The 23,766-nt window shown below is 39.8% G+C and carries 21 protein-coding genes; 4 read left to right on the top strand and 17 right to left on the bottom strand.

Annotated features, from left to right (window positions below; all coding sequences use genetic code 11):
* Nucleotides 1-9: 9 nt before the first annotated feature.
* From trkA to ABD915_RS01035, 3 genes are read right to left on the bottom strand one after another with little or no spacing between them, the layout of a single operon-like run.
* Nucleotides 10-1,386, bottom strand: coding sequence for a Trk system potassium transporter TrkA (trkA, locus tag ABD915_RS01045; protein ID WP_345113884.1), 1,377 nt, complete (start codon nt 1,384-1,386; stop codon nt 10-12).
* A 4-nt stretch (nt 1,387-1,390) separates the two neighbouring features.
* Nucleotides 1,391-2,749 carry a nitrogen assimilation response regulator NtrX gene (gene ntrX / locus ABD915_RS01040; RefSeq protein ID WP_345113881.1) on the bottom strand — a complete coding sequence of 453 codons (1,359 nt, stop codon included), beginning with the start codon at nt 2,747-2,749 and terminating at the stop codon, nt 1,391-1,393.
* Between the two features lies 1 nt (nt 2,750).
* Complete coding sequence (locus ABD915_RS01035; protein ID WP_345113879.1) at nt 2,751-5,015, bottom strand: sensor histidine kinase NtrY-like; 2,265 nt, start codon at nt 5,013-5,015, stop codon at nt 2,751-2,753.
* Nucleotides 5,016-5,192: 177 nt separating this feature from the next.
* On the opposite strand from ABD915_RS01035, the gene rirA reads away from it, so the two are divergent.
* Genes rirA through ABD915_RS01020 form a run of 3 tightly spaced genes read left to right on the top strand, consistent with a single transcriptional unit; the run spans nt 5,193 to nt 7,361 of the window.
* Nucleotides 5,193-5,639: an iron-responsive transcriptional regulator RirA gene (rirA, locus tag ABD915_RS01030; RefSeq protein ID WP_345113876.1), complete on the top strand. Its 447-nt coding sequence runs from the start codon at nt 5,193-5,195 to the stop codon at nt 5,637-5,639.
* Between the two features lie 44 nt (nt 5,640-5,683).
* Nucleotides 5,684-6,889: a bifunctional 2-C-methyl-D-erythritol 4-phosphate cytidylyltransferase/2-C-methyl-D-erythritol 2,4-cyclodiphosphate synthase gene (locus ABD915_RS01025; protein WP_345113956.1), complete on the top strand. Its 1,206-nt coding sequence runs from the start codon at nt 5,684-5,686 to the stop codon at nt 6,887-6,889.
* Nucleotides 6,873-7,361, top strand: coding sequence for a CinA family protein (locus ABD915_RS01020; protein ID WP_345113873.1), 489 nt, complete (start codon nt 6,873-6,875; stop codon nt 7,359-7,361). Before ABD915_RS01025 ends, ABD915_RS01020 begins: the two co-directional genes overlap by 17 nt.
* 93 nt (nt 7,362-7,454) lie before the next feature.
* Here ABD915_RS01020 and ABD915_RS01015 read toward each other — a convergent pair whose 3' ends face one another.
* The 14 genes from ABD915_RS01015 to tpiA all read right to left on the bottom strand — a co-directional run bounded on the left by ABD915_RS01015 (nt 7,455) and on the right by tpiA (nt 21,662).
* Nucleotides 7,455-7,916: a type II toxin-antitoxin system RatA family toxin gene (locus ABD915_RS01015; RefSeq protein WP_345113871.1), complete on the bottom strand. Its 462-nt coding sequence runs from the start codon at nt 7,914-7,916 to the stop codon at nt 7,455-7,457.
* Between the two features lie 2 nt (nt 7,917-7,918).
* Entirely contained in the window at nt 7,919-8,881 is a 963-nt protein-coding gene (gene lipA / locus ABD915_RS01010; RefSeq protein WP_345113868.1) for a lipoyl synthase, read from the bottom strand.
* Nucleotides 8,882-8,957: 76 nt separating this feature from the next.
* Nucleotides 8,958-10,418: a dihydrolipoyl dehydrogenase gene (gene lpdA, locus ABD915_RS01005; protein ID WP_345113865.1), complete on the bottom strand. Its 1,461-nt coding sequence runs from the start codon at nt 10,416-10,418 to the stop codon at nt 8,958-8,960.
* Between the two features lie 225 nt (nt 10,419-10,643).
* On the bottom strand, nt 10,644-11,972 hold the full coding sequence (locus tag ABD915_RS01000) for a pyruvate dehydrogenase complex dihydrolipoamide acetyltransferase (protein WP_345113862.1): 1,329 nt from the start codon (nt 11,970-11,972) through the stop codon (nt 10,644-10,646).
* 14 nt (nt 11,973-11,986) lie between these two features.
* Nucleotides 11,987-13,351 carry a pyruvate dehydrogenase complex E1 component subunit beta gene (locus ABD915_RS00995; protein ID WP_345113859.1) on the bottom strand — a complete coding sequence of 455 codons (1,365 nt, stop codon included), beginning with the start codon at nt 13,349-13,351 and terminating at the stop codon, nt 11,987-11,989.
* Nucleotides 13,352-13,367: 16 nt separating this feature from the next.
* A complete protein-coding gene (pdhA, locus tag ABD915_RS00990; RefSeq protein WP_345113856.1) occupies nt 13,368-14,408 on the bottom strand; it encodes a pyruvate dehydrogenase (acetyl-transferring) E1 component subunit alpha in 1,041 nt (346 codons plus the stop codon).
* A 124-nt stretch (nt 14,409-14,532) separates the two neighbouring features.
* Nucleotides 14,533-14,865 carry an FtsB family cell division protein gene (locus ABD915_RS00985; RefSeq protein WP_345113853.1) on the bottom strand — a complete coding sequence of 111 codons (333 nt, stop codon included), beginning with the start codon at nt 14,863-14,865 and terminating at the stop codon, nt 14,533-14,535.
* A gap of 180 nt (nt 14,866-15,045) precedes the next feature.
* Nucleotides 15,046-15,453 (bottom strand): TM2 domain-containing protein, encoded by a 408-nt coding sequence (locus tag ABD915_RS00980; RefSeq protein ID WP_345113851.1) that lies wholly within the window; start codon nt 15,451-15,453, stop codon nt 15,046-15,048.
* A 386-nt stretch (nt 15,454-15,839) separates the two neighbouring features.
* Nucleotides 15,840-16,247: a TM2 domain-containing protein gene (locus tag ABD915_RS00975; protein WP_345113848.1), complete on the bottom strand. Its 408-nt coding sequence runs from the start codon at nt 16,245-16,247 to the stop codon at nt 15,840-15,842.
* A 105-nt stretch (nt 16,248-16,352) separates the two neighbouring features.
* Complete coding sequence (gene eno, locus ABD915_RS00970) at nt 16,353-17,621, bottom strand: phosphopyruvate hydratase (RefSeq protein ID WP_345113845.1); 1,269 nt, start codon at nt 17,619-17,621, stop codon at nt 16,353-16,355.
* Between the two features lie 88 nt (nt 17,622-17,709).
* Nucleotides 17,710-18,564: a 3-deoxy-8-phosphooctulonate synthase gene (kdsA, locus tag ABD915_RS00965; RefSeq protein ID WP_345113842.1), complete on the bottom strand. Its 855-nt coding sequence runs from the start codon at nt 18,562-18,564 to the stop codon at nt 17,710-17,712.
* A 36-nt stretch (nt 18,565-18,600) separates the two neighbouring features.
* Nucleotides 18,601-20,229 (bottom strand): CTP synthase, encoded by a 1,629-nt coding sequence (gene pyrG, locus ABD915_RS00960; RefSeq protein WP_345113839.1) that lies wholly within the window; start codon nt 20,227-20,229, stop codon nt 18,601-18,603.
* 130 nt (nt 20,230-20,359) lie between these two features.
* Nucleotides 20,360-20,815: a preprotein translocase subunit SecG gene (secG, locus tag ABD915_RS00955; protein WP_345113836.1), complete on the bottom strand. Its 456-nt coding sequence runs from the start codon at nt 20,813-20,815 to the stop codon at nt 20,360-20,362.
* Nucleotides 20,816-20,897: 82 nt separating this feature from the next.
* A complete protein-coding gene (gene tpiA, locus ABD915_RS00950) occupies nt 20,898-21,662 on the bottom strand; it encodes a triose-phosphate isomerase (RefSeq protein ID WP_345113833.1) in 765 nt (254 codons plus the stop codon).
* A 153-nt stretch (nt 21,663-21,815) separates the two neighbouring features.
* Between tpiA and ABD915_RS00945 the strand changes: the two genes are divergently transcribed.
* The gene (locus ABD915_RS00945) at nt 21,816-23,705 is read left to right on the top strand and encodes a peptidyl-prolyl cis-trans isomerase (RefSeq protein WP_345113830.1); all 1,890 of its coding nucleotides are present in this window, start codon (nt 21,816-21,818) and stop codon (nt 23,703-23,705) included.
* Nucleotides 23,706-23,766: the final 61 nt, after the last annotated feature.

Here is a 23,766-nt window from a genome sequence, read left to right as displayed (position 1 = left end):
GCTAATACATTAAAAATATTCTAAACTTACACGAAATAACTGCTCAACATCACGAACACTCTCAGAAAGAGCAAAAATTACTATCCGATCACCAGACAAAATACGCGTATTTGCCGAAAGCTGTATTATTGTCTTATTGCGATAAATCGCACCAATTCTCAAACCCTCTGATAAATTGAGCTCTGACAATGACTTACCAACCAATGAAGATGTTTGCATCACTTCAGCCTCAATAATTTCTGCTTGCCCATTAAAAACTGAATGAACAGCACGAATACGACCACGGCGCATCTGTTGCAAAATTCTCGATATAGTAACACTATGTGGATTAAGATATGCGTCTACACCAACCGCACGGCTGAACTCTTGGTAAGAAACATTGTTGATCAAAACCATATTGGCTTTGCATCCTAATCTTTTAGCAATAATAGCACTTAAGAGATTGACCTGATCCTGATTGGTCAATGTAATCATTAAATCGGCCTGACTAATTCCAGCATCCTGAAGAATTACTGGATCTAATACATTACCATATAAAACAGTCGTTTTTTCGAGTTGGTCAGCAATTGTTAGTGCCCTTTCTCTCTGGGATTCTATAATTTTCAATCTTAATTTATGGAGGCGCTTTTCAATAGCCTGAGCAACATAAAGACCAATGTGACCGCCTCCCGCAATAATCATGCGATGAGCATCTTGTTCTTTATGACCAAAAAGTCCAACTGCACGGCGCATCTGATCACGAGCAACGACAAGATAGGTCACATCGCCAACACGTAATTGCGTCTCTGAATGCGCTATTAATAATTCTGAGCCACGTTTAATAGCTGTGACCGTCGTCCGAAGATCTGGAAAAAGCTCTGTTAACTGACGCAAAGGTGTATTAATAACCGGACAATCTTCCATGCATTCCAAGGCTAATGCAACAATATCATCATTACAAAAATAAAGAACATCTATTGCACCAGGTAAAGCAATACGACGCAGAACCATTTCCCCAACTTCAACTTCTGGCGAAATAACCACGTCAATGGGAATATTCTCTCGAGCAAAAAGCGTTTTATAGCGTGGTTCTAAATAAGATTGTGAGCGAATACGTGCTATTTTTGTTGGAACATTAAATAAGGAATGTGCCACTTGGCATGCTACCATATTGACTTCATCAAATAAAGTCACAGCAATCAACATATCAGCTTTGTCTGCATCGGCAGCCAAAAGGACTTCAGGCCGTGAACCGTGGCCGACAAAACCTCTAACATCCAACGTATCGCGAATTTTTTCAATCAATCTCGTTTCAATATCAATAACAGTGACATCATGATTTTCAGAAGCAAGACGCTCTGCTATCCCATAACCAACCTGTCCTGCTCCACAAATAATAACACGCATAATCTTAAGAAACTCCAAGCGCCTTAAGCTTACGATGCAAAGCTGAACGCTCCATACCTATAAATTCAGCTGTGCGCGATATGTTTCCACCCAAACGCCCAATCTGCGCCTCTAAATACCTCTTTTCAAATAATTCTCTTGCTTCACGCAACGGTAAATCCATTATATTCTCATCTGAATCCATTTGAAGGCGCGGCAAAGAATCGCCCATTTCAGTAGGGAGAAAATCCGCTGTTATTGGATCGTCGCCATCACGCACAAGAATGAGAAGACGCTCAATATTATTGCGGAGCTGTCGTACATTACCCGGCCAAGCATGCGCTTGCAAAATAGCTATCACATCATTACTAATTTCACGCGGCTTAATACCAAGCTGCTGCGATATTATTTGAACAAAATGACGCACAAGTTCTGGAATGTCTTCACGACGTGCTGAAAGTGCTGGAACAGCAATAGGAACAACCGAAAGACGATGAAAAAGGTCTTCTCTAAAACGCCCATCAGAAATGAGATTTTCAAGATTTTGCGCCGTCGAGGAAATGATACGAACATCTACCTTGACACGTTTTGTGCCACCAACCCTCTCAAATGTTTGCCCTGTCAATACCCGAAGAATTTTACCTTGAGTCTCACGTGGCATATCAGCAATTTCATCAATATATAATATTCCGCCATGGGCTTCCTCTAATGCACCAATCTTGCGCTCTCCTCCCTCCATTTCGTTACCAAACAATTCTATTTCCATTTTTTCCGGAGTGATCATTGCTGCATTAATTATAACAAATGGCCCATTTGAACGTGTTGAAAGCGCGTGAATAGCGCGTGCTACCCTTTCCTTTCCCGCACCCGAGGGGCCGGTAATCATAATGCGACTATTGGTCGGTGCCACTTTTTCTATGGTTTGGCGCAAATGTTTCATCGCGGTTGATGTTCCGAGCAGTTCTGATGTCTCACTCGAGCGTTTTCGCAATTCTAAAAGTTCACGTTTTAAATTCGAATTTTCAAGAGTCCGTTCCGCAATCAAGACAAGCCGATCAGCTTTAAAGGGTTTTTCAATGAAATCGTACGCTCCTCGTTTTATAGCAGAAACAGCCGTCTCAATATTACCATGACCAGAGATCATAACCACTGGAAGAGCAGGATACCGCATTTTAATTTCATCAAGCAGCGCTAAACCATCGAGACGACTTCCTTGCAACCAAATATCCAAAAAAATGAGCTTTGGAATACGCTCACTAATTTGTGTTAATGCTTCATCAGAGTTACATGCAACACGTGTTTCATAGCCTTCATCATCTAAAATACCAGCAATAAGCTCACGAATATCCGCTTCATCATCAACAATTAAGATATCTGATACCATCTTATTCCCCTATCTTATGATTTATGGATTGTGCAATACTATCCTGCTTAGCCCCATCTGCCAGAAATATCAAACGGATCATTGCTCCACGACCTTCATAAAAACTCTTCGGTGCATCATGTAATTCCATGGTACCGCCATGATCTTCAATAACTTTGCGCACAATGGCTAATCCAAGCCCTGTCCCTTTTTCTCGCGTTGTTATATAAGGTTCTAACAATTTTTGCCTTTGTTCTTTAGGAAGTCCTTTACCATTATCGATAACATCCACAACCACACACCCTTTTTGACGATAAGAACGTACAAGAATATGACCGTGAATACTTTCCTCTCGCATAACTGAATCTATAGATTCGCTTGCGTTTTTGATGACATTACAAAAAGCTTGCACAATAAGACGGTTATCAAATGCACCTAACAATGGTACACTTCCTAAGTCTTGCTCAAAATGAATATCATGTCGCGTCACTTCTATCAAGAAACATGCTTCACGCAGCAATCCGCGTATATCTAAAATATTCATCTGCGGTTTTGGCATACGAGCAAAAGAAGAAAACTCGTCAACCATACGCCCAATATCTCCAACCTGTCGAATAATCGTATCGATACACCGATCAAAGACCTCCCGATCCTGCGTAATAACGTTGTTGTAACGTTTACGAATACGTTCAGCCGATAATTGAATAGGTGTCAGCGGATTTTTGATTTCGTGGGCAATACGGCGTGCAATATCTGCCCACGCCGATGAACGTTGTGCTTCAACAAGGTCTGTAATATCATCAATCGTTAGAACCCAAGATTGCCCTTGCCCATCATCCTCTTCCATCGTAATTTGCACATTACAAACGCGTTCTTGTCCCGCAACACTTAAACTTACCTGCTCACGATGATTCTTACGATCTAACGAACGCGCAAGCTGGAAAACTTGCCAAATTTCAGCACTTAACAATAAAAGACTGCGTCCAATAACTTTTTCAGAGCGAATATCAAACATTGTTTCAATAGAGCGATTGATAATTGTAATATCACCATTATCATCGATTCCAGCCACTCCCGCTGTTACACCAGACAAAACAGCTTCAGAAAAACGCCGTCTCTCATCAATTTGATCGCGAACTGCGATCAACTCATTACGCCGACTCTTCAGTTCACTGACCATATAATTGAACGTTTTTGATAACTGCCCAATATCTCCATCGCGCGCGCGTACTGGCACAAAGATTTCCATATTCCCTGAAGCAACATCATCGGCAGCACTGATAAGAAGACGAATAGGACGTACTAAGCGATCAGCAACAGCAATACCTGCCCAAATAGCTGATAAAAATAAACTAAAAAAAAGACACAGATAAAGCATACCGAATGCGACTTGTGTCAAAAGACGATTCTCATTTAAATCACGATAACGATCTGTATTGACTTCCGTCAAACGCAAAGCCGATAAAACATCTTTATCAACGTCACGTACGAGATATAAAAATGTATTCGGGATATTGGTAAATTTTAAAATAATGCCAAAATAGTCATGAACCCCCGGTTGAAAAGAAAAAGGCCTTGCGCTGGTTGCACGCTCAATAAGATTGGGGGGGGGAATAGGTAGTGTATCCTCATCACCAAGATCACTTGATATAAAAATAGTGCCCTTAGAACTTAATAAAAATGCACCGCGCAGATTGCGCCCTATAGCATGACGCGTTAATTGCATCCTATATTCAGCTGCACTACGCTCTAAAAGCTTTTTGTTATCAAGTGCAAATGCCATAGCGTAAGATAAATTTTTCAAATTTTGAAGCATTTCATCCGCATAAGCATTTGCTAAATCGATAGAAGAACCTACAATTTGACGTGTTGTCGTATCAAACCATCGATCAAGCCCTAAGTTTAGTGCAGGCCCCGATACAAGAGCGACTGCAACAGCTGGCATGGTTGCAACAAGCGCAAATAACGAAATAAGGCGCACATGAAGACGGGAACCCGCACGCCTTGACCGCCACGCACGAATGATGGGAATCATCTCATAAAAAACAATGATCACAAGGCCTAAAACCCAAACACTATTAATCCCTATAAGAATAAGAGTTACAGCTCTACTGGGAACAACAGGGGTTAATCCAATAAGGATGATAAATGAAACAGAGGCTGTTAATAAAGCCAAAACAATGATTGTAATACCTAAAAAAACATATACTTTATTTAAGCGATACAATTCATCATTATAACTATTTTGTTCTATATCTTGGAGATTTGTAACAGATGTTGTATTCATGATGTGCTTACATTACCTTATCTCATCTTCCCATATAACCCTTTGTAACAAAACTTGACAATACCAATACCGAATTTAAAATATAGAAAATCTCGCGAATGAAGAAAAAACTTCTATATTTTTCAAAATATATTGAAAATAAAGTGTGCTAGCTGTTACTTTATATAAGGAGATGAGATGCGGTTAACAAAACAGACCAATTATGCCCTCCGAATGCTCATGTATTGTGCAGATAATCAGGAATCTCTAAGCCGTGTTTCAGAAATTGCCAAGGCATATGCCGTTTCCGAGCTTTTTTTACTTAAAATCCTTCAACCACTTGTTGAAGCAGGTTTTATAAAAACAGTACGAGGACGAAATGGCGGTGTTAAATTAGCTAAACCTGCAGCAGAAATCTCAGTAGCTGATGTTGTGAAAGTAACGGAAGATAACTTTTCCATGGCACAATGTTTTGATACTTCAGAACCTGATTGCCCATTAATAAGTTTTTGTGTTTTAAATACGGCACTTCAAAAAGCATTAAATGCTTTTTTTGATGTGTTATCAGTGACTTCCCTTGCGGATCTACAACGACCATCCTTTCGAAATCAATTAAAAATTGATGACCATAAAACAATCAACTAAAATAATACGAAAGGCAACAGAGATAATATGAAAAGGAATTAAGCATTTCTATTGCAGCGATAATATTAGCCGCTGGACGCGGTGAAAGAGCAGGATCTCTACAAAAAATCCCAAAACAATACCGACTTTTAGGACAAGAGCCGGTTATTTGTCATACTGTGCGTTGTTTTTCCCAACACCCAGCTATCACAACGATTATCCTCGTTATTCATCCTGAGGACTACCAAATCTGTGAGCAAGCTATCGTTGATTTTAAAGAGAACCTTATCATTATTGAAGGAGGCAATACACGTCAAATGTCTACCTTACGTGGGCTTCATGCACTTAAAAAGTTCAAGCCCAAATATGTGCACATTCATGATGGTGCACGACCATTTGTTGAAAACCAGCTCTTAGAGAAAATCCATAATACCGTCAATCATCAAGAAGGCGTTCTCCCCGTTCTCGCTGTCTCTGATACCCTCAAACGCATAGATAGCACGTACCATGTTTTAGAAACAATTCCACGTACACATCTTTATAGCGCACAAACTCCACAGTGTTTTCCCTTTGAACGCATCTTAGATGCCCATGAAAAGGCAATGCAAACTTGCAAAAAAGAATTTACCGATGATTCTGCAATCGCCGAATGGTTTGGGATCCCTATGCGCACTATTCCAGGAGATCCTCATAACATAAAAATTACATGGCACGAAGATTTTGATACCGCACATTTATATCTCCAGAAAAAAATGCAAATGTTTCCTGATATCCGTACCGGCAATGGTTATGATGTTCATTCTTTCGAAGAAGGGACTTCTCTTATCTTATGTGGTATAAAAATTCCTTTTTATAAAAAATTAAATGGACACTCCGATGCTGATGTCGCGCTTCATGCGCTAACAGATGCCTTGCTCGCTACGCGAGGTGCAGGAGATATCGGCACACATTTTCCTCCCTCTGATCCCCGATGGAAAAATGCATCATCAGAAATTTTTTTACGTCATGCTCTTGATATTATTAAGCAAGCAGGTGGACGTATTGCCAATGTTGATATCACACTGATCGCCGAAAACCCTAAAATCGGCCCCTATCGCCATAAAATGACAGAAAATCTTATAAATATACTCACAATCTCACCCGATCGAATCTCTATTAAAGCGACAACAAATGAAAAATTAGGGTTTATTGGTCGTGAAGAGGGCATTGCCGCTTTTGCAACAGCTAGCGTCCTCTACCCAGGAGGAATTCCAAATGATATCTTTGTGTGAAAAACAAGCGCATGCAGTTCTTACAGCTTGTCGTCAAAAAAGCTTGCTTTTAACAACCGTTGAATCTTGTACAGGGGGACTCATTGCCGCAAATCTTACAAGTATTGCAGGATCATCCGATGTACTTGATTGTGGATTTGTTGTTTATTCAAATGAATCTAAAACGCGCCTCGTTGGCGTATGCGCTAAACTTATAAAAACGTACGGCGCTGTTTCAAAAGAAGTCGCTCTTGCAATGGCCGAGGGTGGATTAAAATATTCGCGAGCTGGAATTGCAGTTGCTGTAACAGGAATTGCAGGACCGGCAGGAGCATGCCTTGATAAACCTGTAGGGCTTGTGCATTGCGCAGTTGCTTACAAAAATCATGAAACTCAGCATACAGAATTGCATTTTGGAAACCTTGATCGTAATGCTATTCGCTATGCAACCGTTGAAAATGCTTTGAAAAGCATCCTAGAATGTCTCCAATAACATTCCCACATCTGAGTTTCAAGAGTGCATATCACCACAATCACAGTCCATGGCATCACATAAGGTATCGCGCAACAAAATCAACCGAATAAATTACGTTACTGAGGAACCATAAATCTGATCAGCACGCATTTCAAAAGCATCCGTAAACTTACGAAAAGCAATATCAAACATTGAACCCATCACCAATCCAAGCATTTTGTTTTTAAATTCATAATCAATAAAAAACTCTACATTACATGTGTTGGTATTCTCAATATGATGAAAGACCCAACGATTTTCCAGATATCTGAATGGACCATCAATATATTTAACCTCTATAAGATTTTTCTTTGGCTGAAGATATACTTGGGTCGTGAAAGTTTCTCGGATAACTTTATAACCCACTGTCATGTCAGCAAGAAGCAATGTCTTTTCCTCACATCGTTTCCGAGAACGGACTATTAAAGCCTCGCACATCGGTAAGAATTCAGGATAACGCTCAATATCTGAAACAAGATCAAACATTTCGCGAGCACTATGGGCAATCAGCCGATGTGTTGTAAAAGTCGGCATAACTATCTCTGTAAAGCAAATTTTTCATCTCGCGCTTTTTGTAAAATTGCGAAATCATCGCCTGCATGATGAGAGGAACGTGTCAGAGGATTGGAAGCCATATGCAAAAAACCCTTTACTTTACCAATCTTGGCAAAAGACTCAAATTCTTCAGGAGGTACAAAACGAACAACCGGATGATGTTTCCGCGTAGGCTGCAAATACTGCCCAATTGTCATAAAGTCAACATCAGCAGAGCGCAAATCATCCATCAATTGAAGAATTTCATTTCGTTCTTCACCAAAACCAACCATAATACCTGATTTTGTAAAGATTGTTGGATCAAGTTCTTTAACGCGTTGTAACAACCGTATTGAATGAAAATAGCGCGCCCCTGGACGAACTTTTAAATATTTAGAGGGAACTGTTTCCAAATTATGATTAAAAACATCAGGCTTAGCAGCAACAACAATTTCTAAAGCTCCATCCTTATGGCGAAAATCAGGTGTAAGAACTTCAATTGTTGTCTTGGGAGCTTTTCGACGAATAGCATAAATAACTTTCGCAAAATGCTCAGCACCACCATCAGCAAGATCATCACGATCAACCGATGTAATAACAACATGTTTTAATTCCATCCGTGCAACAGCATCTGCCACACGTTCTGGCTCGTTTTCATCGACAGCAAGTGGAATGCCCGTTGCAACATTGCAAAATGCACATGCCCGCGTACATATTTCACCCAAAATCATAAAGCTGGCATGACGCTGGCTCCAACATTCACCAATATTTGGACAACCTGCTTCTTCACATACGGTTACTAATTTATGAGCACGTACAATACCATGTGTTTCTTTATATATCTGTGATGTTGGTGCTTTTACACGAATCCAATCCGGTTTTTTTTGAATACTTGTATCTGGACGATGCGCCTTTTCAGGATGACGCAAACGCCTATTCGTAACTCTATCAACAACCGTAACCATTTAAGCCTCTGCCTCTTCAATAATGGAACGCCGATGAAAAATCACAAAATACAAGATTTTTCATACAATCCAGCCATCAAGCATTTAAAACTTGACCATAAGCATCCAATACACTCTCTTTCATCATTTCCGACAATGTTGGATGTGGAAAGACGGTATGCATCAATTCTTCCTCGGTTGTTTCAAGATTCATGGCAATGACAAAACCTTGAATCAGTTCTGTTACTTCTGCCCCTACCATATGAGCACCAAGAAGCTGTCCCGTTTTTTTATCAAAAATCGTTTTTACTAATCCCTGATCTTCTCCTAAAGCAATGGCCTTACCATTAGCCGAAAAAGAATAACGACCAATACGTATATCATAGCCAGCCTCTTTCGCTGCTGCTTCTGAAAGCCCCACAGATGCAACCTGCGGTGTGCAATATGTACATCCTGGAATTTTTCTTTTATCAAGCGGATGGGCGCTCTTCAAACCTGCAATATGTTCAATACATATCACGCCTTCTTCTTCTGCTTTATGTGCCAACATGGGAGGACCTGCCACATCACCAATAGCATAAATACCTTCCACACCTGTCCAACTCCATTCATCGGTTACAATGCACCCACGATCGGTTTTTATACCTAATGCTTCCAACCCAAGATTTTCAATATTACCCTGAATGCCAACAGCTGAAATGAGCCTATCAACTGTGATTGTTTCTGTCTTACCCTTTACATCAATATGCGCAGTAATAGAATCAGAAGCTTTTTCAACTTTTGTTACTTTTGCTTGGCTAAAAATGCGAATGCCTTTTTTTTCTAATTGTTTACGAGCAAATGTTGAAATTTCAATATCTTCAGCTGGCATGATATGAGACATCATTTCAACAACAGTTACCGTTGCTCCCATATCATGATAAAAAGAGGCAAATTCAATACCTATTGCCCCTGATCCCATTACCAAAAGCGATTTCGGTATTGTGTGGGGAATCATAGCTTCAAAATAAGTCCAAATAAGCTTTCCATCTGGCTCAATCCCAGGAAGAACACGAGGACGTGCACCCGTTGCAATAATGATATGCTTTGCTTGATAGATCCCCTCTCCTAAGGTTCCTTTAGGTACTGGATTCTGTGGTTGCATAATCGGTTTGGAAGATGAAGAAACCATAATTTCCGCAAGCTCACTCCCTTTTGCCTTCTTGGTAAGCTTCGCCTCACCCCAAATAATATCAATTTTGTTTTTTTTCATCAAAAAACCAACACCAGCATTTAAACGCGCTGAAACCCCACGTGAACGCGCCACAACATCTTTGATGTTTGCTTCCATTGAACCGTTAAGCTTTAGTCCATAATCTTTCGCATGCTCAGCAAAATGCTTTATTTCTGCCGAACGCAAGAGTGCCTTGGTTGGAATACAACCCCAATTTAAGCAAATCCCGCCTAGATGTTCACGTTCAACAATCGCAGTCTTAAAGCCGCACTGCGCCGCACGAATTGCGGTTACATATCCACCAGGCCCCGAGCCAATCACAATTACATCATAAAGATTCGCCACAGTAATTCCTCCATGAATATACACAAAACGGACATGCACTCTTTAAGCTTAAGACTAAAAAACAACATAACAAAAATTTCCTGTGTCTTTCATTCCAAACGCATCATACATGCCTTTATCAAATCAAAAAAAACGATATCGTAGTTTAAACTGTTTTAATCTGCCTCTTACCGTATTAACATACCATACGCACACACAATATCATGTGAAGCACTTTTAAACAGCTCAAATTAACATTGCTAATGGATTTTCAATCATCTTCTTAAAAGTCTGCGCAAGCTCTGCTGCTAACGCGCCATCAACAGCACGGTGATCAGCAGAAAGTGTAACCGACATGACTGTCGCAATCCCTAATGCACTATTTCTAACAACCGCACGTTGTTCACCTGCGCCAATCGCAAAAATCGTCGCATGTGGCGGATTAAGAATAGCAGAAAAACTTTTCACACCATACATCCCCATATTGGATATAGCTGTTGTTCCGCCTTGATATTCTTCCATTTTTAACTTGCGCTCACGTGCACGTTTTGCAAAATCCTTCATCTCATTAGAGATAATCGACAAAGACTTTTCCTCCGCATGGCGAACAATTGGGGTAATTAAACCATTCGCAACAGAAACAGCTACCCCAATATCACAGTATTTATGGTGAAGTATTCCATCTTCAAGCCAAGAAACATTAGCATCGGGAACCGCTTTTAAAGAAAGAGCTACAGCTTTAATAACCATATCGTTAACGGAAATCTTATAAGCAGGCTTAACACCTTCTTGCGTCTTAACCATTGGAGCAGCAGCATTCAATTGCGCACGCAGCTCCAATAACGCATCGAGTTCACAATCTATTGTCACATAGAAATGCGGTACTCTCTGCTTTGATTCAACCAAACGTTTGGCGATTGTTTTACGCATGTTATTATGGGGTATGAATGTATATTCACCTTCTTTGAAAAGTTGCAGTATCTGTTTGTCAGAAGTCCCCACAGCTATCGGCTGCATATTTTGTAATGAATATGAATCCTCAGAAGCACCACCTTTCATGGCTTTTTCTACATCGCGCTTGATAATACGCCCCTGTGGACCGCTCCCAGAAACAAGTGATAAATCGAGCCCCGCTTGGGCTGCTAACCGCCGTGCCAAGGGGGAAGCAAAAAGACGTATACTCTTTTTATCTTGCTGTATGAATTGCTGAGCTGGTGATACATGCAACATCTGTATTGCCTTTGAAGCTGTCTGTTTTGCATCCTTTGATTCTTTAATTGCAAAAGAAGAAGAGGGGTCTTCTACAGCCTTTGCAACCTCGGCTAACTCTTCACCTTCTTCTGCTAAAACAACAATTAAACTATTCACTTTAACGCCTTGCGTTCCAGCAGGAACAACGATTTTAGCAACAGTTCCTTCATCAACGGCTTCGACTTCCATTGTCGCCTTATCCGTTTCAATTTCAGCAATAACATCACCGGAAGAAACCTTATCTCCTTCCTTGACATTCCATTTTGACAAATTCCCTTCTTCCATCGTAGGAGAAAGCGCAGGCATCGTAATCTTAATGGACATAGTGCTTTCCTCCGTTATGCTCTATAAGTCACAGCCTTAACGGCCTCAACAATTTCAGCTATATTAGGCAAAGCCAACTTTTCAAGATTGGCAGCATAAGGCATAGGAACATCCTTGCCGGCAATTGTAGCAATTGGTGCATCAAGATAGTCAAAAGCCTGTTGCATAACCCGCGTTGCTATTTCAGTGCCAACAGATGATTGAGGATATCCCTCTTCAATCGTTACCAAACGACCTGTTTTTTTAACGGAAGCAAGAATTGTTGGGAGATCCATCGGACGAATAGTACGCAAATCTATTAATTCAACATCGATACCAAGTTTTTCAATTTCAGGTAACGCTTGAACCGCATAATGCATCCCAATCCCATATGCAACAATCGTGACATCTTGACCAGTTTTATGAATGCGCGCCTTACCAATAGGCAAAACAAAATCATCTATTTGAGGAACTTCAAATTGATGACCGTACAAAATCTCGTTTTCAAGGAAAATGACAGGATTGTCATCACGAATAGCAGCCTTCAATAGACCTTTTGCATCGGCAGCGCTGTAAGGCATAACAACTTTAAGACCTGGTATATGACTATACCATGCAGCATAACACTGAGAATGCTGAGCACCAACACGCGCAGCCGCACCATTGGGGCCACGAAAAACCATGGGAGCTGACATTTGTCCACCAGACATATAACGGGTTTTTGCTGCCGAATTGATAATCTGATCAATGGCCTGCATAGCAAAATTAAATGTCATAAATTCAACAATGGGGCGTAATCCACCAAATGCAGCACCAACAGCTAATCCTGCAAAGCCGTGTTCTGTTATTGGTGTATCAATAATGCGACGCGCACCAAACTCTTCCAACAAACCTTGACTAACCTTATAAGCACCCTGATATTGCGCGACTTCTTCTCCCATCAAGAAAACCATCTCATCACGCCGCATCTCTTCAGCCATAGCCTGATTAAGTGCTTCACGTACTGTCATCGTAACCATTTGCGTCCCCGCTGGAATATCGAAATCAGGAGCAATATCAAAAGTAGGAGATGCAGGCATTACAGAAGAACAAGAGGGAGATCCTCCCTTAGACTTTTTAAAAGTATCGGCAGCCTGTGAAATATCATCAGCACTTTCACCTTCTTCTAACAACACAGCAATAACAGTGTTCACCTTTACGCCTTCAGAACCTTCAAGCACAACAATTTTACCAAGAGTGCCTTCATCAACAGCCTCTACTTCCATCATTGCTTTATCGGTTTCAATTTCAGCAATTATATCACCAGAGCTAACTTTATCGCCTTCTTTCTTGAGCCATTTAGACAATTTACCTTCTTCCATCGTTGGTGAAAGCGCCGGCATCAAAATATCAATAGACATACTTGCTTCCCTCGCATCAAACTAAAACATCAGTATAGAGCTCAGAAACATCTGGCTCTTGATCACTTTGTGCAAAATCCGCCGCATCAGCAACAATCGCACGCACTTCTTTATCAATAGATTTTAAATCGTCTTCGTTCGCAAAGCCTTGTTTAAGAATTCGACTTTTCACCTGATCAATCGGATCATGATCCTCTTTTATTTTCTGAACTTCTTCTTTTGAACGATATTTCGCTGGATCTGACATAGAGTGACCACGATAGCGATAAGTCTGCATATCAAGAATGATCGGCCCTTTACCGGAACGTGCCCAAGTAATTGCTTCATCAGCACCACCTTTCACGGCTCGGACATCCATACCGTCAACAACAATACCTGGAATTTCAAAAGAAAGACCACGACGGGAAAAATCAGTCTCTGCAGATGCACGTGCAACTGAGGTACCCATAGCATACTGATTATTTTCAATAATATAAACAACGGGAAGCTTCCAAAGTGAAGCCATATTAAAACTTTCGTAAACCTGCCCCTGATTTGCAGCCCCATCCCCAAAATAAACCAACGTCACATTATCTTTACCAAGATACTGATTCGAAAATGCTAAACCTGAGCCAATCGGAACCTGCGCACCAACAATGCCATGACCACCATAAAAATTCTTTTCTTTAGAAAACATATGCATCGAGCCACCCTTCCCTTTGGAAAAGCCACCTTGACGCCCCGTTAATTCTGCCATAACACCACGTGGACTCATCCCAACAGCCAACATATGCCCATGATCTCGGTAAGATGTTATAACCTGATCACCTTCTTTTGCTGCCTTCAGTGTTCCAACAACAACAGCTTCCTGCCCAATATAGAGATGACAAAATCCACCAATAAGCCCCATACCATAAAGCTGCCCCGCTTTTTCTTCAAAACGACGAATTAAAAGCATCTCACGATAGGCATCAATTTCCTCTTCTTTGGTAAAAGTAGCGATTTGTGCTCTCTTTGTGGTGTTTGATAATGCAGTATGCACCACCGCCGCAGAATTTTTTTTAGATCGTTCTGCCATATTAAACTCCCTTTTATGATTGTCTAGGAATAACCTTTACAAACAAAAGTTACAAGCATTATCAATCAGCTTAAATGATATCTGAGGAGATTGTGTTAAAATATTTTCTGAAATTAAGCGATTTCTAATCGGTTTTTATATCATTTAAAGGAGTTAAAATTGTCAATTCATTGGGCTTGGAAAAATTTAAATTTTTCCGAACATACTCATCCAACATATCCTTTTCAATATGCCCGTTGCGCAAAAGAGAAATACGCTTTTCAATAAAAATCCGTTCAGATTCTACTTTATGAAGTTCTTCTTCTAATTCGATAATATGTTGATTAACTTCACTGCGTGAATACAATCCGTACTCACCATGATAAATATGATAACTGAAATAGCTTAAAACTCCCACTGTCATAAGTGGGAGTACAAAGCGCATTTTGATCGATTTGCGTTTCTGCTTTGTCCACATAAAATAGCACAGTCTTTATAGCTAATTTTTTTCATATTTAGCACGACTATGCATAATTTTGATTAATACCTCATTACCAAAGACCTACACAAAATCAATTTACGGTTATATATTAAAACACTTCTAATATAACAAGCTATGCCATATTATCTTCTGTTATGTTATAACTTTTTGTATCTACTAATTTATAACTTTATTCCCATTTTTGTCAGTAAACTTTCCTGTTAAAATAAATATAAGATCAACAGTTCGCCAAATCAAAGACACAGCCAATCCAATAACTGATAAAGACAGAATAAGCATTAAAGCACCTGTTCCAATTTTACCAACCATAAAGCGGTGAATCCCCAATAGACCGAGAAACCAACAAACAATTGCTACTATCGCTTGTTGATGTTCTGACGATTGTTGCCCCAAGAGAGGCACAACAGATTTAATGCTATCCCCTTCACACACAAAATCAACAGTATCACCCACCTTCGGTGGGCTTTTTCCCAACCAATCCCAACTCGAGAATTGATAGCGCTTACCTTCATCACCCAAAACGAGATAAGTGCTTTGATCCTGACCAATAATTCTACCTTTCATCTTTACACCTATAAAATTGTTACTTACGTGTTATTTATAAAAAAGTTTTTGTTCTCTTGATAATATGTTAATGAGCTTCACCGTATGAATACAAACTGTACTCATCAGAATAAATATGATAATCTAAAAGCTTGAAATCCCCCAATAACTTAAAATTCCCCACCGCTATAAACTATAATACAAAATACGCTGACCGATTTGCACTACTACTTTATTCATACAAAATATGCACAGTCTTTTATAGCCTTAATCAACTGTGCATGATTTTTTCAATATCTTAACAAAAATACGCACCAAAGCAGTTTACTATTAAATACTTAATACAGTTATTCTAAAAAAGTAAACAATATTATTTACTCTTTATTTTTATTTGTAATACAAAACTTCTACCAACGTGTAATTTGCTTCCCATCTTTATCGGTAAACTTCCCCGCCGCAATGGCTATAAAATCAATAATCGTCCAAATTCCTGTAATCATCAACCCGACAATGGATAAAGATAGAATAAGCATTAAAACACCAGTTCTAACTTTACCAACCATAAAACGGTGAACACCAAATATACCAGTGAACCAACAAATGAGTACGAGCATTGGTTTTGTAGGCTCAGAATCTTGTTGTAACAACGGGAAAACAGAACTTACAACATCACCTTCATACACAAAATCAACTGCATCGCCTACCTTCGGCGGATTTTTTCCTAACCAATCCCAAGTTGCGAATTGATAACGCTTACCATCATCACCAGAGATAAGATAAGTTGCTTGATCCTGACTAATAATTATACCTCTCATCTTTAACCACCTATAAAAATAGCTACGCTTTCACCATTGATAAAATCATCAAACTTAATCATTTCGTTCAATTGATAACAAAATATTATCTTTTTCTCATACCCATTAACGACACCAATCACCCGCATAATATGCCTGTGACCCTAGCGTCTCTTCAATGCGAATAAGCTGATTATATTTTGCTAATCTATCCGAACGCGCAAGCGAACCGGTTTTAATTTGTCCACAATTTGTTGCAACCGCAAGATCCGCAATGAAAGAATCCTCCGTTTCGCCAGAACGGTGAGATATAATAGCACGATAACCTGCTTTATGTGCTGTTTCTATAGCATCAAGTGTCTCACTCAACGTGCCAATCTGATTAACTTTAATAAGAACAGCATTAGCTGCCCCCATCTTAATACCCTCGCGCAAACGCGCCGAATTTGTTACAAATAAATCGTCACCAACAAGTTGACATTTTCCACCTATCGAATCAGTAAGGAGTTTCCAGCCATCCCAATCATCCTCAGCCATCCCATCCTCAATCGTAATAATGGGATAAGTTTCAACAAGTTGCGCCAAATAATCTACCTGTTTCTGAGCATCACGACATTTATCCTCACCTTTATAAAAATAAGAACCATTTTTATAAAATTCGGTTGCAGCGCAATCTAAACCAAGTGCAATTTGTTCACCTGGTTTATACCCACACTCTATGATAGATTCCATAATAAAATCAATGCCCTGCTCGGCGCTTTTAAATTCGGGTGCAAAACCACCCTCGTCACCAACATTGGTGTTATAACCTGCATCTTTTAACCGTTTTTTCAAGGTATGAAAAATTTCAGCCCCATAGCGGATTGCTTCTTTCAGGGTAGGAGCTCCAACTGGAAGGATCATAAATTCTTGAAAATCAATCGGATTATCAGCATGTACGCCACCATTAATAATATTCATCATTGGCGTTGGAAGAATATGCGCCTGTGTACCACCAATATAACGATATAGAGGCAAACATAATGATTCTGCTGCTGCTTTTGCAACAGCCAATGAAACGCCAAGAAGTGCATTAGCACCAAGACGTGCTTTATTTGGGGTTCCATCCAAAGCGATCATTGCTTGATCAATAGCAATCTGATCTCTTGCATCTCGCCCACCAAGTTCCTCAAGAATTTCGCCATTTACTGCTGCAACCGCTTTTTCAACACCTTTTCCTTGATAACGCACACCACCATCACGAAGCTCGATAGCTTCATGTGCCCCTGTAGATGCCCCTGAAGGCACAAGAGCACGACCAAAAGCCCCATTTTCCAAATGAACGTCAACCTCTACCGTTGGATTCCCCCGGCTATCAAGAACCTCACGCCCAATGATATCGACAATTACAGCCATATGAGTTTCCTTCTCCAACAAAAGTCTCGCTTCATTCTAAACGCCATAATGATAACATCCTCTATAAATATCTTCTGTAACTGCCTATTCAATTCACTTTTTTGGACAAATAATCAAATTCCATTAAAGTCTCAAGGAGTCTTTGTAAATGATCAATTTTAACCATATTAGGTCCATCAGAAGGTGCATTATCTGGATCTTGATGCGTTTCTAAAAAAATACCTGCAACCCCAATAGAAACAGCCGCGCGCGCTAAAACTTCAACAAATTGACGCTGTCCACCAGAAGAACCACCTTTGCCTCCCGGCTCTTGAACAGAATGCGTTGCATCAAAAATGACAGGTGCCCCAAATGAACGCAAAATGGGTAATGAACGCATATCAGAAATAAGTCGATTATAACCAAATGAAGTGCCTCGCTCACAAAGCATAACATTACAATTACCGCTTTGAATAACCTTTTTTAAAACATTTTCCATGTCCCACGGAGCCAAAAACTGACCTTTTTTAATATTAATAATACACCCCGTTTTGGCTGCTGCCACCAAAAGATCTGTTTGACGACATAAAAAAGCGGGTATTTGCAGAACATCTACCGTGGAAGCAACAGCTGTACATTGCTCTTCTGTATGCACATCAGTCAATACCGGACAACCAAATTCCTTCTTCAGATCAGAGAAAATAGCCATTGCTTTTTCAAGACCAATACCACGTGCCGCACTTAAGGATGTTCTGTTGGCTTTATCGTAACTGGACTTATAAACAAACCCAATACCAATTTGATCTGTAATCGTTTTAATCCGCCCAGCCATTTCAAAAGCGTGTTCTCGACTTTCCATCTGACACGGACCCGCAATTAATGAAAAAGGCGTTTCATTTGAAAAAACAATATTTCCAACTTTTACAACGGCATTTGGAGCATCGGGAGCATTTGGTTGAGACATTTTATTCCTCAAAAAGTAAGTAACCAAATTTATGAACTAAACTAATCGACTCTGTTCTATAGTGGCTTCAATAAAAGAAGAAAAAAGTGGATGTGGTTCAAATGGACGTGATTTCAGTTCTGGATGATATTGAACAGCTATGAACCATGGATGATCTGCATATTCTATCGTTTCTGGTAAAATACCATCCGGAGACATACCAGAAAAAATCAAGCCACACTGTTCGAGTTTCTCTTTATAATCAATATTTACCTCATAACGATGACGATGCCGCTCGTGAATCCTCGTCGTTCCATAAATTTTGGCAATATGACTATCTTCCTTTAATTCTGCTGCAAAAGCACCAAGACGCATTGTGCCACCGAGATTCCCACATTTTGTACGTTTCTCAAGAACATTTTCTTTGAGCCATTCTGTCATTAAACCGACAATTGGATTTGTTGTCTCACAAAATTCACTCGATGAAGCATTCTCAATATGTGCAAGATTGCGCGCAGCCTCTATGCAAGCCAATTGCATTCCAAGACAAATACCTAAAAACGGAACTTTTCGCTCTCGAGCAAATTGAATTGCTCGAATTTTACCTTCTGTACCACGCGCGCCAAACGCACCGGGAACCAAAATCCCATGGACCTTTTGTAAAGTGGATGTAGGATCTTCTTTTTCAAAAAGTTCTGCTTCAATCCACTCAATATTAACCTTTACTTTATTGGCTAAACCACCATGTGCAAGCGCCTCAATCAGAGATTTATATGCATCCTTCAATCCCGTATATTTTCCAACAACAGCAATTGTAACTTCCCCTTCGGGATTATGAATCCGATATGTAATATCTTCCCATCTATCCATTTTGGGCTTAGGTGTCGGATCAATCCCAAAAGCGCAAAGAACTTCTGAATCTAACCCTTCTTTATGATATGCCATGGGAACATCATAAATCGTTGGCATATCCAATGCCTGAATAACTGCACTTGGACGAACATTACAAAAAAGTGATAATTTGCACCGCTCTGTTTCTGGAATAGACCGATCTGCACGTACCAAAAGAATATCTGGAGCAATACCTATTGATTGTAACTCTTTAACAGAATGCTGTGTCGGCTTGGTTTTTAATTCACCCGCCGAAGAAATATAAGGCATCAATGTAAGATGCATATAGATAACACTCTGTCTTGGTAATTCATTGTGAAGTTGACGAATCGCTTCCAAAAAAGGCATCGCCTCAATATCACCAACTGTTCCACCGATTTCACATAAAACAAAATCAAAATCCTCGTTCCCAGTGGTAATGAATGTCTTAATTTCATCTGTAACATGAGGAATAACTTGAACCGTTGCACCTAAATAATCACCACGTCTCTCTCGTTCAATTATGTTACGATAAATACGCCCCGTTGTGATATTGTCCTGGCTATTCGCAAAACACCCAGTAAAACGCTCATAATGACCAAGATCAAGATCGGTTTCTGCCCCATCATCTGTCACAAACACCTCACCATGTTGATAAGGTGACATCGTGCCTGGATCAACATTCAAATAAGGATCAAGTTTGCGAAGCCGTACACGATATCCACGAGCTTGCAATAACGCAGCTAACGCTGCTGCTGCGATGCCTTTTCCAAGGGAAGAAACCACACCACCAGTAATAAAAATATAACGTGCCATGGGCTTATGGTGATAAGCAGTTTATAATAATTTTTCCAGAAAAAAATGCAAAAAGAAACAATTTTTCCTTCTATAAAATAAAAAAGGTGAAAAAATCACCTTTTTAAAAATCTACAATTCTCTGAAAAAACTACTTTGTACCACCACTCGGAACTGGATTTTCAGGGAGAGGTGGGACTGGGCTTTCAGTTGCTGGAGCAGCAGATTTGTTTTCTTCTTGAGCAGGAACCGGAACACCACCCAACTGCTCAAGAATAGAAGGGGAAGACCCATTCTCTGATGAGGGTGCTGATTCTGAAGGGCTTTTATTTGTAGAATTTTGTTCTGAATTAACCGGAATACGCTTGAGAATATCAGAACTGGAGTTCGATATACTCCCCACCACGGTAAGCCCAATACATATTGCAAAAAAGCAGCCTGCCAGAATAGCCGTTAAACGAGACAACGCATTTTTTGTTCCACGTGTTCTCATCAATCCCGAGCCACTACTCACACCAAGCCCACCACCTTCAGAAGGCTGGATTAAAATAATACCAACCAAAGTAATAACAACCAAAAAATGGATAACAATAAGTACTGTTTGCATAAATCCTGCTCTTCAAATAACTATTTATGGCTATTTACACATAAATCGCACACAATCCAAGGGGGAAACCGAGCTTCTTTTGTTATAATTTACGATAAACATCGCAAATAGTTAAAAAATCAACCGCTTTTAAGCTCGCGCCACCTATCAAAGCACCATTAACATGGTTGATTCTCAAAAGCTCAAATGCATTGGACGGCTTTACCGATCCACCATAAAGCAAGCGCATCCTATCCCCTTCATCACCAAAACGAGAGCGCATCTTATCACGAATAAAGGCGTGTACTCTTGCGATATCTCCTACTGTAGCCGTATGACCTGTGCCTATAGCCCACACCGGTTCATAAGCGATAATGATATTCTCTGCCGTTGCACCATTCGGCAAAGATCCCTCAAGCTGCCGCGTGAGCACATCCAACACTGTATTACTTTTGCGCTCTTCTAATGTTTCTCCAATACAAACAAGAGCAATAAGACCGGCTCGCCACGCTGCTTGCACTTTGGCACAAACAAGAGCATCACTTTCCTTATAAACTGTGCGACATTCTGAATGCCCAATAATAACATGACTTGCTCCTGCTTCTTTAAGCATAAAAGCTGAAATATCACCAGTATAAGGACCATGATCATCAAAATGACAATTTTGCCCCCCTAAGAGAAGATTCTCTCCATCCAACGCATCAGAAGCGCGTGATAAAAGCGTTGCTGGAACACAAATAAGCGCTTCAAACAAACGGCCTAAATCAGAGTTAATGCCAGCAGCAATAGCACGTAACTCTCCAAGCGATTCACCTGTTCCATTCATCTTCCAATTTCCAGCAATCAAAGGCCTAATATTTGGAGCCATATTTTTACCTCAAGAACACTCACAAAACATTTTATTATTTTAGGTATCAAATTATACAGCGAAAGCAAGTCTTTAAGCTTGCATCTTATGCATCTTTATTGCAAATTCCATTACTGATTTGGTGATAATTGTGCTAATAGATGGAATTGAACGATGCTTGACATCATAAGAAACACCACAAACTCTTGGGTTGCTAGATTTTTTTTAGCTGTTTTACTCTTATGTTTCGTCCTTTTATGGGGAATACCACAATTACATACAAAGAGTGAAAAGGATCTTATCACCTCTGGAAAATCTACAATAGATATTGATGTTTATCGTCTTGCACTTGCAGATCAGAGCTTACGTTTAGCGCTCACTTCTCATCTTGGACGAATGTTCACACAAGATGAAATGCAAAAATACAGAATCCCTGCTTTTGTTTTCAATCAGTTACAACAAGATGTGCTTTTTGATGAGCAAGTACGACAAATGGAAATTAATCTTTCAAAAGACACTATAGCCCGTGCCATTGGTGCTGATCATATATTTCAGCAAAACGGTGCTTTCAGTCAAGATTTGTTTCGCAACTATCTTCAACAATTACGTATTAGTGAAAATACCTTTCTTGATTATTATACAAAAAAGGAAAAACGTAATCAGCTTATTTTAGCTTCGCTCTCTGGAATGAAAGCACCAGATCTTTTCTATAAAGCGCTTGCTCTTTATCAAGGAGAGACACGTACTGCCGATTATTTCGTTATCAATTTAAAAGATAAGGAAACAATCACTGATCCCGATCAAGAAACATTACAGAAATGGTTTGAGACTCATAAAAATGAATTTCGTGCTCCGGAATACCGTACCGTTTCTTTGTTATCTATGAAACTCTCTGAATTTATAAAACCTGAAGATATCTCAACAGAAGAGGCTAAAGCCTATTATACCCAAAATGCCTCGCGTTTTATGGCTCCTGAAAAGCGTACGATTGAAGAATTACGATTCCCTACACGCGAAGCTGCCGATAATGCAGCAAAAAAGATAACCGATGGATTGAGTTTTGATGAACTTGTTAAAGCTGAAAAAAAGTCTCTCAAAGATATAACAAAAGGTCCTCTCATAGAAAGTGAACTTCCTAGTCGTCTCGCATCTGAAGTTTTTGAACTCAAACAAGGGCAAATCAGTACTGTGATTAACGATTTACAAGGACCTGTTATCATTCGCGTAACACATATTACACCCTCTGGCCCTATTCCCTTTGAAAACGTAGAAGAAAATATTCGCCAAACGCTTGCCAAAAATCGCGCTGCAGATGAGATGCGTAATAATTATACAGCAATTGAAAATGCGCGTTTTGAGGGAGTTTCCCTCAAAGAGCTTGCTAACCAATACAAATTACCTCTGCGTACACTCACCCTTGATAAAACAGGAAAAACAATTGAAGGCATAACACTCACGGATTTACCTCACAAAGACATTTTGTTGAACTCTATCTATCAATCAAATGAAGGTGCTGATCTTGATCCAATCTCTCTTCAAGAAGGTGGCTATCTTTGGTATAAAGTAGAGGCCATCATCCCTGCTCGTGATAAAACACTCAAAGAAGCCAAGGAAGACGTCATTTCTCAATGGAAAAGTGAAGAAACCAAACGCCTTCTTGATGAAAAAGCCGAAGATGCTCTCAAACAGCTTACTGAAGGAAAAAGTCTTGATTCCCTCGCTCAAGCACTTGGTGTCACAAAACAAACAACACAAACCTTACGGCGCCAAGATTCATCTGAAATCCTTGGATCTGAAGGTGTTCAAACATTATTCTCTGGTCCACAAGGTCATTATGGCATAATAAAAGGTCCGATTGCAACAAACCGTATCGTTTATCAAATAAAGACCGTAACCATGCCGAAAGAGATCACCGCTCATACTCTTTCATCCGATATTCGTACCAATATAGATATGATGATAAGAGAAGATCTAAAGCGAGAAATGCTACAAGTTGCCAATAAAGAACATCCTTTAAAAATTAATAGCACTAACTATAATCAAATCTTCCATGCTTCTCAGTAAAAGTGTTGCAAACGATTTTTTAGTATTTATTTTTAATCGTGGTCAGCACTTCATCTATCGC

It is taken from the genome of Bartonella jaculi, assembly GCF_039543045.1.
Taxonomy (GTDB): Bacteria; Pseudomonadota; Alphaproteobacteria; order Rhizobiales; family Rhizobiaceae; genus Bartonella; species Bartonella jaculi.
This window is presented reverse-complemented; position numbering and strand designations above follow the sequence as displayed.